Origin of the sequence: Methylophilus sp. 5 (assembly GCF_000515275.1) — a bacterium.
Taxonomy (GTDB): Bacteria; Pseudomonadota; Gammaproteobacteria; order Burkholderiales; family Methylophilaceae; genus Methylophilus.
In genome coordinates this window covers 2,913,889-2,927,644 of record NZ_KI911560.1, presented here as the reverse complement: position 1 = coordinate 2,927,644, position 13,756 = coordinate 2,913,889, and the positions used below count along the sequence as shown (strand labels likewise).

Below are 13,756 nucleotides of genomic sequence, written 5' to 3'. Positions count from 1 at the left end.
ACGTTACGAGGCGATGTCCGACTTAATAAAGTCAGTGTAAGCAGCCTTTAAGCCATTCTTTAATTCAGTTTGAGCTGTCCATCCCATGTGGTTAATTCTGCTGGAGTCCATTAGTTTGCGCATAGTGCCGTCTGGTTTGCTGGTATCAAACACAATTTTTCCTTCGTATGCTGTTATTTCTTTAATGGTTTCGGCTAATTGAGCGATTGAAATGTCTGCGTTATAGCCGATATTTAGAATGGGAGGAATGCCATCATTTCTGTCTGCTGCTATGAGGCTAGCAAAGTCGGGATCCGCTAAGCCTAAAATGTGTGTGCATGCTTCAGCCATATCTTCGCTATATAAAAATTCACGCTTGGGGGTACCTGTTCCCCAAATCACTACCTCGGGTTGACACTTTACTTTTGCTTCATGAAACCTTCGAATCAATGCCGGAATCACATGACTGTTTTCTGGGTGGTAGTTATCGCCAGTGCCATAAAGATTGGTTGGCATGGCAGCCAAAAATTGTGTGCCATATTGGCGGTTATAACTCCAGCACATCTCTATGCCTGCAATTTTGGCTAATGCATATGGACGGTTTGTTGGCTCTAGGGGGCCGGTAAGCAAGTGCTCTTCTTTAATTGGTTGAGGTGCACTTTTCGGATAAATGCAGCTGGAGCCCAAAAAAAGCAGGCGCTTGACGCCACTTACATATGACTGATGTATGACGTTGGTCTGAATAGCCAGGTTTTCATGGATAAACTCAGCTGGAAAGGTGTTATTGGCGTGAATGCCGCCAACCTTGGCTGCAGCTAAAAATACGTATTCAGGCTTTTCTTGGGCAAAAAACGCAATGACTGCTTGCTGTGAAGTCAGATCAAGTTCCGCATGGGTACGCATCACCAGATTGGTGTAGCCTTGCGCTAATAACGCTTTGACGATTGCTGAACCAACAAGGCCTCGATGACCAGCAACGTAGATTTTTGCATTCTTTTCCATAGATTACTCGTGATAATCCATGGCTTGATAGCCGTGCTGCTTGATGAGTTCATCTCGCTGCGCAGATTTGTAATCTTCACGGACCATTTCAGCAACCAAGTCTTCAAAGCTGGTTTTGGGTACCCAGCCCAGTTTCTCTTTCGCTTTGGTCGGGTCACCCAGTAGCGTGTCTACCTCGGTGGGTCTGAAATAACGCGGGTCCACTTGCACAATACATTTGTCACCCCAGTAACCCTTTTCCTCTACACCGTTGCCTTGCCATGTGACGGTGATGTCTAATTCCTTGGCTGCTGCATTGACGAAGTCACGCACACTGTATTGCTTGCCGGTGGCAATGACGAAATCTTCAGCTTGCTCTTGCTGTAGCATCAGCCACTGCATTTCAACATAGTCTTTGGCATGGCCCCAGTCTCGCAATGAATCTAAGTTGCCAAGGTACAAGCAATCTTGCAGGTTAAGTTTGATCCTGGCCAGCGCCCGCGTGATTTTACGGGTGACAAATGTTTCGCCGCGGATAGGACTTTCGTGGTTAAACAGAATGCCGTTACAGGCGTAAATACCATAGGCTTCACGGTAGTTAACTGTAATCCAGTAAGCGTACATTTTAGCTACGGCATAAGGACTACGCGGGTAAAATGGAGTGGTCTCTTTTTGTGGTGTTTCTTGTACCAGACCATACAGCTCAGAAGTTGACGCCTGGTAAAAACGGGTTTTTTTCTCTAGGCCAAGAATACGAATGGCCTCCAGAATGCGCAATGTACCAATGCCATCCGCATTAGCTGTGTACTCTGGTGTTTCAAAACTCACCGCAACATGGCTCATGGCGGCCAGGTTGTAAATTTCATCTGGCTGAACCTGTTGAATGATTCTGATCAGGTTAGTAGAGTCTGTCAGGTCGCCGTAGTGCAGGATGAAATTATGATGCTCAATATGCGGATCTTGATATAGGTGGTCGATTCTGTCAGTGTTAAACAATGAAGATCTACGCTTAACCCCATGCACAATATAGTCTTTGCCAAGTAATAGTTCAGCGAGGTAGGCACCGTCTTGACCAGTGATGCCGGTAATTAAAGCGACTTTTTGTGACATAGTTTGAACTGCTGAGTTAAAAAGTGTTTGGATTATAACATGAGCAATATTTAGCTTACGTTTGGAGAAGTTCTAAGTCTTATGTTGTTTTACTTGCCAGCATCGCCTTAATATTCGCCATCTTGCTCTTACCATAATCTTTACTAGCCACCTGGTCCGGTCCGTTAAACGGGTTGCCGAAGTGTTTGACGTCATCTTTGGGGAGTTCTGCAATAAAGCGGCTTGGCTCACAGGCTTGCATTTCACCGGCGCGTTTGCGTTTTTTGCACCAGGTGATGTTGAGTGATTTTTGTGCGCGGGTGATGCCTACATACATCAGGCGGCGTTCTTCTTCAATTTGATCAGCGTCAATCGAGTTGGTGTGCGGCAAAATGCCTTCTTCGCAGCCGATTAAAAACACGTGGCCGTACTCCAGGCCTTTGGAGGCGTGCAGGGTGGAGAGTTTGACGGCGTCTGGCTCGCTGTCTTCGCGGCCCTCCAGCATGGTGATGAGTGACACCATTTGCGTCAGTTCGAGCAGGTTTTTGCCATCTGATTCATTGCCGTATTCGGTTGAGCCTTCGCCTTTTTTGCTGAGCCAGCTGACAAACTCAATCACATTGCCCCAGCGCGACTCAGCAGCACGGGCTTCTTCACCATCATACAAATAAGTTTCGTATTGGATGGCGGTGAGCAAGTCGTTGAGCACTTCGCCAGCTGGGTCTTTGACAGCGCGGCCTTGTAGTGTCTGGATATAGCGGCAGAAGGTGAGCAGGTCTTCGAGCTGTTTGGCACCCACGTCGTGTTGAAAGCCGCCTTCAAACGCAGCGGCAAATAACGACATTTTGTGCGCACTGGCATATTCACCCAGGCGCTCCAGTGTGGTGTTGCCTATACCTTTTTTGGGCGTGGTGGCGGCACGGATAAACGCTGGATCATCATCTTCGTTAGCAACCAGGCGCAGGTAGCTGATGATGTCTTTAATCTCGGCTTTATCAAAAAAGGATGAGCCGCCAGAGATGGTGTAGGGGATTTTGTGGTTGCGCAAAAATTTTTCGATAATGCGCGCCTGGTGGTTGCTGCGGTAGAGGATCGCATAATCTTTATAGGTGGTGCGATGCTCGAATTTGTGAGCCTGCAACTTCATGACCACGGTTTCGGCTTCGTGTTCTTCGCTTTGGGTGGCGGTCACATGTAATAGATCGCCGGTGCCTAGCTCACTCCACAGTTTTTTCTCAAACAGTTTCGGGTTGTTGGCGATCACCTGGTTGGCAGCGCGCAAAATGCGCACAGTAGAGCGGTAGTTTTGCTCCAGCTTGATGACTTTGAGTTTTGAAAAATCGGTGGTGAGCTGGCGCAGGTTTTCCACGTCGGCGCCACGCCAGCCGTAAATTGCCTGGTCATCATCGCCCACAGCAGTAAATTGGCCGCGCAAGCCGGTGAGTTGCTTAATCAGCTTGTACTGGCAGGCGTTGGTGTCCTGGTATTCGTCAATCAGCAGGTAGTGCAGTTTGCGCTGCCATTTGTCCAGGGTATCGCCATGCTGCTCAAATAGCTCTACCGGCACTTTAATCAAGTCGTCAAAGTCGACGGCCTGATAGGCGCGTAAGGTTTGCTGGTAAAGCTGGTAAACGCGGGCGGCGGCATGTGTGAGCTCTTCGTCGGCCAGTGCTTTAGCCTGGTCAGGGCTCACAAACGCATTTTTCCAGCCAGAAATTTGCCATTGTGTTTTACGCAGCAACTGTTTGTCTGTGGTGGCCAAAATGTCACTGAGGATCTTAAAGCTGTCTGAGGCATCCAGAATAGAGAACTGCGGCTTATAACCCAGCAGCGCAGCTTCTTGACGCAAAATGTGCAGGCCCATGGAGTGAAACGTGGTCACGGTCAGGCCTTTGCCACTTTTGCCTTCTAGCAGCGGCGTGACGCGCTCTTGCATTTCACGCGCGGCTTTATTGGTAAACGTGATGGCGGCAATTTGGTTGCCTTTATAGCCTGCCTCGTTAATCAGGTAGGCAATTTTTTGCGTAATCACGCGTGTTTTGCCACTCCCTGCACCGGCCAGTACCAATAAGGGGCCGTCAAGATAATGAATTGCTTCGCGCTGTGGGGGGTTCAGTAGATGCTGCATGGGGAACTTCAGGGTTTGTGGTAAACAACAAAGCGGGGGAGGGAATTAGCCTGTATGGACTATTTAACCCCTTCATTTATATGGGTATAGTCGCTCAACCATAGTATTATGTTTTTCAGGTAAACTAACTTTGTCCGCCCCTGTGTTTGATCTCAACAGTGTCATTCTATCATCAATTGGACTTACCTTAACGCTGGTTCTGGTCTTGTTGATTTTTGGCGCCTATCAGCAACGCAACCTGATCATGCATTGGGTACGCGGCCTGCTGCTATTAGGCGCTGGGCTTGCTATTTATTTTCTTTCGCAAACCTCTCTCATCTATGGTCCGCCCAGCATTTACGAGGCCGCTGCGGTCACGGTCATTGCGCTCGGTGTCAGCCTGTTTGTCAACGGTATCCGCCTGCTCAGGGGCTACCGTGTTTATCGTTATTGGGCCTTGCTGGTGGTGACAACCTTGCTCGCCTGCAATGCGGTGATGCTGAATACACATACGCCGGACAGATGGATACTCCTTAGCAACCTGGTCGTGTTAATGTGGGTGTTTGGCTACGGTAGCCGCAGCCTGGTCGGGCATGGTAAAGACTTTGTGGCGCATGTGTTCTGGCTGTGTTGCAGCCTGTTTGCGGTGGTTAGTTTAATGCTGGCTTTTCTGGCAGTGAAAGTGATGCTGGGGGAAGATGGCAGCTTGCAGTCATTTGCGCAGTGGCATATCCATGCCTATATGATGAGCGCAGCCATGCTGGTCATCACCGCGGTGACCAGTTTGTTGGTGCTGGTGATGCATGTGCGGGCGCAGGCGGGTTTACAGGCGATTGCCACGCTGGATGGGCTGACAGGTGTATTAAATCGCCGTGGCCTGCAAGAGGCAGCCACGCGCATGCAGGCCGTGTCACAACGTATTCGCTTACCCATGGGTATGTTGATTGTCGATTTAGACTACTTTAAAAAGGTCAATGATGTGTATGGGCACCTGGTGGGCGATGTGGTGCTTAAATCTTGCGCGGGCACCATACGTGCCGCATTGCGAGGTGGCGATGTGATTGGCCGTTATGGTGGCGAAGAGTTTTGTATTTTAATGCCCAACACGGGTGAGCATGAGGCGATGATTCTGGCGGAGCGTATCCGCCGTATTATTGAGGTGACGCCGGTGAGCATTGCTGGTGTAGAGAGCATGAGTAGCGACACGCAGGCCATCAAATGCACGGTGAGTGTGGGTGCGGTCAGCTCTGAAACCGTGGGTTATGTGTTAGAGGGCCTGTTTGCCGGGGCCGACCAAAACTTGTACAAAGCTAAACAAAATGGCCGTAATCGCATTGCCAGCAATATCGACCAGCTTTTAAACAAGCCGCCAGACGCTGGCAAACCTGCCAAGCGGCATGCCAGCCTGATTGCTTGAGTGTTTGATTAAGCTGTGGCGGTTATAAGCTATCTGGCTCAGGGGCCGCTTGATCTTCAGCGGCTTTTTTCTTTGCGGCGGCGCGTTCTGCGGCCTCGGCGATCATCTCTGCCCGGCTGTGCGGGGATTCCAGACTGACGCGGCCAATGGCGCCGCTACGGTAATCGGTGAGTAAGGCCATGGCGGTGCGCTCCATATCCCACGCACCATCGTTACGTTTGTAGCTGCGGCGTTTGGCAATCGCTTGCAGCAAGTCGATGCCGTCCATACTGGTCACGTCCAGCTTCATCACATCGAGTTTAAAACGCGTGTTCATCAGCGCTGGATACTGTTTTAATAACAGGCTGCCCAAAAACTCGGCCACATCTTCATCAATCACCGCATTGCGGCCAATGGCGTGGCTGGCGGCCAGCAGATAACCATCTGACTCATGCTCGATTTTTGGCCACATCATGCCTGGTGTGTCAGTAATGTTGGTGCTGTCGCTCAAATCAAATCGTTGCTGGCTTTTAGTCACGGCGGGCTCATCGCCCACTTTGGCCGCACGGCGGTTAAGCAGGGCGTTCATTAAGGTAGACTTACCCACGTTAGGGATGCCCATGATCATCATGCGCAACGGTTTAAGTGGCGTGCCGCGGTGCGGTGCCAGTTGGCGACACAAATCCGGGATTTTTTTAGCGTCCCCTGGTTTTTTACACGACAGCGCAACCGCTTTGGTATTGGGTTGTTTGTTAAAGTAGTTTAGCCAGGCCTGGGTGACTTGCGGGTCGGCCAAATCTGCTTTATTGAGGATTTTGAGGTTAGGCCGCTGGCGAAAATTGCGCATGTCCTCAATCATCGGGTTGTGGCTGGCGGCTGGCACACGCGCATCTAGCACTTCAATCACTACGTCGATGTGCTCCAGTGTTTCTTCTGCTTTTTTGCGGGCAGAGGTCATGTGCCCAGGAAACCATTGTATCGCCATATTTTTGCTCCATCTTCAACTCAAAAAATACGGTATCAATGTCCTTTGCCGTACCCAGTATTGGTTTATTCCATGCTGACAATGCGGTGATTGCGATGGGTTAAATCAACATAAGCGCCTATTTTAACATTTAAGCGGCCACTCCTTAAATATTGCGCAAATCCGCTTGTTTATTTCCAGCTATAGCCTAAGGTGAACAGGGCGCGCGTATCACCTTTAACGCGGTCATCCACCGGGCGGCTATCGTAGTTATAGTCGACCTGCGTGGATGCACTCAAGCCAAAAATAAACGGAAACCGCAGACCGGTCGAGCTATACACAAGTATTTGTGACGGCGAGCTTGGCGTATATAACACCTCATGCCGGTGAAATGCCTGTACAAATGAGTCAAACAGATACTGGTTATAGTTAACGGCCCAGCGCAAAGCGGCATGCCTGTCATCACTTTCTTCGTAATAATCCTGTGTAATCAAAGACACACCGCCCTCGACTGACAGATTCAGTTTTTCACCCTCAAAAATCTGGTAACCAGACCCCACACCATAGGTGCTACGCAGTTTAATATCTCTAAAGCGGTCTTTTTCCTGGATGGTGTTGAGGTAGCTAAACCATTTTTTAGTGAAAAAGTGGTCATACTGCCCGCGCACGCGCGCGTTGTTCTGTGTTTGCTGGTCGTTATCTTCTGCCCAGTAGTAATAGCCTTGCACCGTATAACGATTATCCAAGCCGCGTAACACCGACTCACCGTTAAACTGCATGTTGCGGTTAGTGCTGTTGCCATTGTTAAAAGCGCCGCCCAGGCTTAAGTTGCCGGTCCAGACATAGCCTTCACCAATCAGGTCGCGGCTGGGGTTGATATAGTGGATTTCATCAAGCTCGGTATCTACCAGCGGGGTGTTGGTTTCTTCATCCAGAATCACCTGGCCTTCATCCGTGTGTATCAGGCGGCCGTTGACAATGCTGCCATCAGACAGCTGCATCAGTATGGGTTTGTCAGCATCTATGCTGTGAATATCGTTCCAGTTAATTTTCACTTCGTCGGCATAGCTGGTTTTAACCGTCAGCTTGTTGGAGATTTTAACGCCTAATGTGCCGGTGATTTTATCGCCATTTTTTAGCCAAATCGTATCCGCAAACACGAGGTTGGAAAACATGGATAAAGTCGCGGGCAGCAGCAAAACGAGTTTGACCGTTTTGCGCGAGGCTAAAAAAGCCAGCTTGGTGACACTGTAAGGCATAAATACTCCCTGATACGATTGAACAACAGCGCTGTTAAGCAGCGAATTGAATGCAGCTGATGCAAACCCGCTGCAAAGGCGGTGATGCTGATAAATGCTGACCGCCTGCTAATAGACAAGATTCGCAAAACCGCTTTTGAGTTCCCGAAACGATGCGCAACATCGAAACCGCAGCCAATACTGTTAAACTGGCACATTGGTATTTTAAAGCAGCAATACGCATGGTCAACCCACACTTGCCGCCCGAAGTGAAGCCCGGGCAATCACTCCCCTTATTGCAGGCGCTGCATATCCTCACGCGCGATGGCAAACTCAATCAGGATAGCCGCCGCAAACTCAAGCAGGTTTATCATCTGGTGAATTTTATCGAGCCATTGATGCAAGCGGTGATGGACAAACAATCGCAGCCGGTATTGGTAGACCACGGTGCAGGCAAATCTTATCTCGGCTTTATTTTGTATGACTTATTGCTCAAGCAACATGCTGCGGGGCAAGTGATCGGCATTGAAAGCCGCGGCGAGTTGATTGAAAAGTCACGCCAGCTTGCGCAAGAATGCGGCTTTGACCGCATGCAGTTTGAGCATTTAACTGTGGCTGAGGCCATGCAGTCGCAACAATTGCCAGCAACCGTGGATATTGTGACCGCATTGCATGCCTGCAATACGGCGACGGATGATGCCATTGCATTTGGCTTGCAAAAGCAGGCGCAGTTTATGGTGCTGGTGCCTTGCTGCCAGGCCGAGGTGGCAGAGGTGATGCGCCAGCACAAAGCCGAGACGCTGGCCCAAACTTTTCTCAGTGAGTTGTGGCGTCACCCTATCCATACCCGTGAGTTTGGCAGCCAGGTGACTAATGTATTACGCTGTCTTGAGCTTGAAGCGCATGGCTACCAGGTGACAGTGACAGAGCTGGTTGGCTGGGAGCACTCGATGAAAAATGAGCTCATCATTGCTAAATATACCGGTCAGCGTAAACGCAGCGCCCGCGAGCGCGGGCAACAACTGCTGGAGCAGCTTAATTTAAGCAGTCTTGCTGCGCGCTTTAACTTTCAATAAGCGCCTATTGGCCTGTAAAAAAGCCTCTGACACTGGGGAGGCATCAGAGGCGAATGGAGCGTATTACATGCCCCAGGGAAGAGACTTTACGAGCAAGGCTTAAAAACGCTTGCCGACCCCTAAGCTGATCACCCAAGGGTTGATGTCCAGAGAGTCAATTTTTGCCCAGCGGTTGCCAGTGGTCGCGCTTTTCATTTCAACATCAGTATCCATCCAGACGTACTTCACATCCGCGTTCAATAACCAGCCATCTTTCAGGTTGATATCCACACCCGCTTGCAAGGCTGGGCCAAAGCTGCTGCGGTCAATTTTGATTTTTTCGCCTGCCGTCGCGCCAGAGCTAAAGCGCAAGTTACGGTCTAGCATAAAGGTGGCATTCAAGCCTGCGCCCACATAAGGGTCAATGGTCTGGTCAGGGTTAAAGTGCCATTGCACGGTGAGTGTCGGTGGCAACGCATCAATACTGCCCAGATGCTGGTTACCAACCACGCCAGCACTGTCGCCGCTGATTTTGACATCATGTTTGCTACCCAGCGCTAAAATCAGCTCGGTGGCAATGTTTTTGGTCCAGTAGTAGCTAATGTCCAATTCTGGGATGGTGTTGCTGTCGACTTTCAAGTCGGCACTGGGTGTCATCACACTCGCCCCCACAGCTTTGTTGACTGTGCTGCCAAGCCGACTGCTTTCGTTAGGGCTTACGTTAGTTGCACGCAGACGAACAACCCAGTCACCTTGTTCGGCATAGGCATTGGTGGCAGGCAATAAGGCGGCCAGCATTAAACAGATTGCGGTTTTTTTCATTGTGATCACTCCATTAGGTGCATTGATTTGAGGCCATTGTAGGTTTACTGGCTAAACCTGATATTGACCCAAATCAACTCGACACGGCTTTGTGTGGCGTGAGGTGACCTAAAGTGAGCAAGCGAGGCGCGGATAGCAAGTTGTTGCTATCCGGGTGGTGGGTGTTGAGGTAAAACTAATAGTCGTTACGCTGTTTCCAGGCATCATCCAGCACTTTGGATTTTTGCTCAAAAATAGCTTTTTTGGTTTCCAGGTCTTTTTCTGTCTGCGCTTTGTCTGATTGATATTGCTTCAGCTTAGCCTGCTCCTGTGCAACCAGGGCTTCCTGCGATTTAATTCTCTGCTCAAGGTCAGTCAGTTTGCTCATGGCATCGCCAACGGCATCACGCGCAGTGGCGGCATCGGTTTGCTCGTTAAGAATATTGCGGGCAAACACTGGTTGGCTCAGTGTGGCAATCAGTAATAAAACAGAAACAGTTTGTAGACGCATGCGGCACTCCGTGAAAAACGTAATAGCAAAATAGCGAGGTGATTATAAGGCCAATAATACATAGATGTCTCTGGTCGCCAAACCATTGTTGGCAATGAAACATTGATGATTAGTAACCATCAGGGGCATAAGGTTCCTGATGGCTGCTGGCATCTAATCAACACGCACGCTGCGTTATAGACGTTTTGCCTCTGGTGCCCATTGCTCAGGAAAGCTGCTCGCGCCAATTTTTGGATCAAAAGCCTGAATATCAAACGTAACCAGTTGATGAATATAAAAAGGATCGTTTTCTACCATCTCTTGTATCACGGACAACTGCTTGCCAAACGCTAAAATAAAACCGCCAATATTGCTTTCAAGTGGCCCGGCCACAAGGATGGCACCTGTGTGGATATAGTTTTCCAACCAGGCCTTGTGCGACTCCAGATGTTGTTTAATCTGCTCGGCGGTTTGAATATATTTAATAGTGATTGCGTATAACATGCATTTCTCCTTTAGTTAGGCTGTGTGTGCAGACAGGTCGGTGAGGTTGATCAGTGCTGCAGGGATGGCGTCTTTAGCTGCGCGGATGCCTTCAGCTTTGACTTGCTCGCCTTTTGAAGCGCCTTCAGCGCTAACAAAGTGGATGTCGCGAATGCCCATAAAAGCAAAAAAAGCCTTGAGATAGCTCTCTTGAAAATCCATGAATGCTATGGCAGTGTTTGCATAAAAGCCACCTCGCGCCGAAGCCACAATAATACGTTTTCCGCTGGCCAGGCCAACCGGGCCATTGGCTGTATAGCTAAACGTTCTGCCCACTTGAGCCAGGCGATCCAGCCAGGATTTTAATTGGGTTGGCACTGAGAAGTTGTACATGGGCGCGCCGATGACAATGAAGTCGCTAGCCAGAAACTCAGTGACCAATTGCTCGGAAAGTTGATGCTCTTTTAAGGTGGCATGGTCAAAGTCGGTCAAGCCGGTGTTTCGAAATCCGGCAGCAATTGCCTGAGTCAGGTGCGTGACTTCATTTTTAACCAGATCACGGTAGGTCACTTGCGCGTGGGGATGGCTGATTTTAATCTGAGCCACGATGCTCGCTGACAACTCACGGGTGATGGAATCGCTCTGCATCATGCTGGAGTCAATATGCAAAATGTTCATGTTGGCCTCATTGTTAATAGAATCTACTGGGTTGAAAAACTGCATAGCAAGTATTTTATAGAGGCTTTATTCAGGCGATAAGGTGGCAAATAAGACATAATTCATGCAAAATTCGCCATTGTGAGTGTCGTTAAGGAGAACATTGTGCGTATTGCGATTGTTGCAGTTGATGGCAGCTTGCTCTCTGCGATCGCTGGGTTATCGGACTTATTCTGGATGACGAATCAAATGCTCAACACACTGCCAGTGAGTAGCGTAGGGCATTTGTCAAATCTAAGTCAGCTTTGCTTTGAAACCATCATTGTGAGCGCCGATGGCAAAAGTTTACGCGACCCTCAAGGGCGGCTGATCCCGGTAGATCATTCGTTTGGCCAAGGGCTTAAATATGATGCTGCTTTAGTGGCCGGCATGGCACTCGGCCCGGACGGCCTGCCGCCTGGCGCGCCTTCGATCACCGAGGCTGCCGCTTGGCTCACGCAACAGCACCGCCAGGATGTACTGGTCGGCGCTGCTTGTGCGGGCACATTTGTCTTGGGTGAGGCTGGCCTGCTTGATCATCGGCGCTGTACCACGACATGGTGGTTACATCATGCTTTTAAACGAAAATTTCCCAAGGCGCGGACCGTATGGGGGACTGCAATCGAAGAGCAAGACAACATTGTTACCACCGGCGGCCCTTTGTCCTGGGTTGATTTGGCATTGCATATCATCAAGCGTCTTGCCGGGGCCGACGTGGCTAAAATGGTGGCTGATTTTTCGGTGACCGATAGCCAGCCACTGCCGCAGATGGTCTATGCGCCGCGCGGCTTCATGAATACGTCCGACCCTCTATTACTCAAGGCTGAGCAAATTATCCGGCACAATCATCCTCAATTAACGGCTACCGGCCTGGCCAAAGCCGTTAACCTGAGTGAGCGAACGCTCCACAGGCGCCTCAAAGACTTAACCAATGAATCACCAAAACAGTTCATCACCCGCGTCAGAATTGAGACTGCCTGCGTATTGCTTGAAACACCAGGCGCCAGCATTAAACAAATTGCATTGCAATGCGGCTATACAGAAGAGACCGCCTTCAGGCGCGCTTTCACTAAGCTGATCGGCATGACGCCGGTAGATTACAAACGGTGGTCTAGTGCCCGTTATGGTGGGCAACATGCTCTCAGTTAACATATGTACAGTGATCTGATGCCCTAGCCGTTCATTACGGATAAAAAGTATCTACTGCCGCAGTTGCGATGTTTATGCTGCGGTTTTATTTTAAATTTATGTGTTAATATTGGTTAATAAAATTAAACTTAATTGAGGCTGTTCGTGAGTAAATGAATAGCTATCCAATTGCGTAAAATCTGTTGCGGCTGGCTAACCACTTTAAATCGCTGTAAATATCTTGAGTTTAATACAGCCGCAGCGTGCTTAATGCAGCATGCAGTACAACTGACATAATTTCTAACATAATCGTAAAAACTGAAAGAAACCAATGAACATCAATCAATGGGTATATGCATCTCTGGCTATCTTTGGCATGTCTAGTCATGCGCAAGCCATGCCAACAGGTAGTTTGGTATTTAATGAACCGACTGGCATTGTCGGCGCGAATGATGTAGTGGAAGTGTCACTTAAATTCACCTTGGATGCCAGCTCTGAAAGAATGGATTATTTAGACCTTTCAGATGCGCCAGCAGACTGGCTTTCAGTCACAAATAAAATCTATACGACCGGGTATCGATGCTCCACTGATACATTTACGGGAGGGTGTGGTTTTTCAACAGGTACTCCCTATGCTGCAAATTTTGTTGATACTGCCGATGGTTATGAAAAGATTCAAACATTGGTCTTAGAGCCTGGCGCAAGTGTTGATTTTTTGGGATTAACTTACACACCCAATGGGAGTCCTGTGCCTAGCGGCACTTATAGTTTATTTCAGTTTTCTGTACTAGAGAACTTAATTGGCACAAAGTTGCAGCAGCAGTTTGATGCGGACGGCAACTTGATTTTAGACCTGGATGGAAACCCGTTGCTTGTAGAGGCTGCTGTAGAAACGGGTTATCAGGTTGTCGCTCAAACATGTGCTGATGAGTTTGGAGTAGGGTGCTCTGGCAATCAAATTTTTACCAGAACTGTGTCAGCGGTGGCAGAGCCTGAAGTCTATGCCATGTGGCTGGCAAGTATGGGCTTGTTGGGCTTGATGCGCCGTCGTCAATGGTTTGTTTAATGTATAAGCTACTGACAGAAGTTGCGTAAGGCAACAAAAAACCGCCGTATATCGGCGGTTTTTTTTATTTAATCTAATCTTAATTGCTTAAGACCAAAGTTAATTATTTGTTCATGACGTACATTGTCACTTCAAAGCCAAAACGCATTTCAGTAGCAGCTGGTTTAGTCCACATAATGATCTCCTTGGTTGTTTATTTAAACGCATCATGATTGATGTGCTTGCATGACTCTCACTATACGCCGCGGTTTAAAAATGACCCTGAAGCGAATCCGTAAAAACA

General features: G+C 49.0%; 14 protein-coding genes. 4 read left to right on the top strand and 10 right to left on the bottom strand.

Annotated elements, in window-relative coordinates:
* Positions 1-3 precede the first annotated feature (3 nt).
* The 3 genes from METH5_RS0114140 to METH5_RS0114130 all read right to left on the bottom strand — a co-directional run bounded on the left by METH5_RS0114140 (position 4) and on the right by METH5_RS0114130 (position 4,177).
* Complete coding sequence (locus METH5_RS0114140) at positions 4-981, bottom strand: GDP-L-fucose synthase (protein WP_029149120.1); 978 nt, start codon at positions 979-981, stop codon at positions 4-6.
* 3 nt (positions 982-984) lie between these two features.
* Entirely contained in the window at positions 985-2,070 is a 1,086-nt protein-coding gene (gene gmd, locus METH5_RS0114135; protein WP_029149119.1) for a GDP-mannose 4,6-dehydratase, read from the bottom strand.
* 79 nt (positions 2,071-2,149) lie between these two features.
* Positions 2,150-4,177, bottom strand: a complete 2,028-nt coding sequence (locus METH5_RS0114130; protein ID WP_029149118.1) for a UvrD-helicase domain-containing protein — start codon at positions 4,175-4,177, stop codon at positions 2,150-2,152.
* Positions 4,178-4,382: 205 nt separating this feature from the next.
* Here METH5_RS0114130 and METH5_RS0114125 point away from each other — a divergent pair, with 205 nt between their 5' ends.
* Entirely contained in the window at positions 4,383-5,573 is a 1,191-nt protein-coding gene (locus tag METH5_RS0114125) for a GGDEF domain-containing protein (RefSeq protein WP_232411061.1), read from the top strand.
* Positions 5,574-5,595: 22 nt separating this feature from the next.
* On the opposite strand, the gene ylqF is transcribed toward METH5_RS0114125, so the two are convergent.
* Entirely contained in the window at positions 5,596-6,537 is a 942-nt protein-coding gene (ylqF, locus tag METH5_RS0114120) for a ribosome biogenesis GTPase YlqF (protein WP_029149116.1), read from the bottom strand.
* A gap of 170 nt (positions 6,538-6,707) precedes the next feature.
* On the bottom strand, positions 6,708-7,775 hold the full coding sequence (locus METH5_RS0114115) for a YdiY family protein (protein ID WP_029149115.1): 1,068 nt from the start codon (positions 7,773-7,775) through the stop codon (positions 6,708-6,710).
* Between the two features lie 221 nt (positions 7,776-7,996).
* On the opposite strand from METH5_RS0114115, the gene METH5_RS0114110 reads away from it, so the two are divergent.
* Entirely contained in the window at positions 7,997-8,830 is an 834-nt protein-coding gene (locus METH5_RS0114110; protein WP_029149114.1) for an SAM-dependent methyltransferase, read from the top strand.
* A gap of 99 nt (positions 8,831-8,929) precedes the next feature.
* Here the strand turns inward: METH5_RS0114110 and METH5_RS0114105 are convergent, their stop codons facing one another.
* From METH5_RS0114105 to METH5_RS0114090, 4 genes are all read right to left on the bottom strand, one after another.
* Positions 8,930-9,631 carry an OmpW family protein gene (locus METH5_RS0114105; RefSeq protein WP_029149113.1) on the bottom strand — a complete coding sequence of 234 codons (702 nt, stop codon included), beginning with the start codon at positions 9,629-9,631 and terminating at the stop codon, positions 8,930-8,932.
* A 175-nt stretch (positions 9,632-9,806) separates the two neighbouring features.
* Positions 9,807-10,121: a hypothetical protein gene (locus tag METH5_RS0114100; RefSeq protein WP_029149112.1), complete on the bottom strand. Its 315-nt coding sequence runs from the start codon at positions 10,119-10,121 to the stop codon at positions 9,807-9,809.
* 174 nt (positions 10,122-10,295) lie between these two features.
* Positions 10,296-10,604, bottom strand: coding sequence for a YciI family protein (locus METH5_RS0114095; RefSeq protein ID WP_029149111.1), 309 nt, complete (start codon positions 10,602-10,604; stop codon positions 10,296-10,298).
* A 15-nt stretch (positions 10,605-10,619) separates the two neighbouring features.
* Positions 10,620-11,261 carry an FMN-dependent NADH-azoreductase gene (locus tag METH5_RS0114090; RefSeq protein WP_029149110.1) on the bottom strand — a complete coding sequence of 214 codons (642 nt, stop codon included), beginning with the start codon at positions 11,259-11,261 and terminating at the stop codon, positions 10,620-10,622.
* A 144-nt stretch (positions 11,262-11,405) separates the two neighbouring features.
* Here METH5_RS0114090 and METH5_RS0114085 point away from each other — a divergent pair, with 144 nt between their 5' ends.
* Positions 11,406-12,428 carry a GlxA family transcriptional regulator gene (locus METH5_RS0114085; protein WP_029149109.1) on the top strand — a complete coding sequence of 341 codons (1,023 nt, stop codon included), beginning with the start codon at positions 11,406-11,408 and terminating at the stop codon, positions 12,426-12,428.
* 310 nt (positions 12,429-12,738) lie between these two features.
* The gene (locus METH5_RS0114080) at positions 12,739-13,473 is read left to right on the top strand and encodes a hypothetical protein (RefSeq protein ID WP_029149108.1); all 735 of its coding nucleotides are present in this window, start codon (positions 12,739-12,741) and stop codon (positions 13,471-13,473) included.
* A gap of 103 nt (positions 13,474-13,576) precedes the next feature.
* On the opposite strand, the gene pqqA is transcribed toward METH5_RS0114080, so the two are convergent.
* Positions 13,577-13,648, bottom strand: a complete 72-nt coding sequence (gene pqqA, locus METH5_RS15570) for a pyrroloquinoline quinone precursor peptide PqqA (protein ID WP_081624291.1) — start codon at positions 13,646-13,648, stop codon at positions 13,577-13,579.
* Between the last annotated feature and the right edge of the window lie 108 nt (positions 13,649-13,756).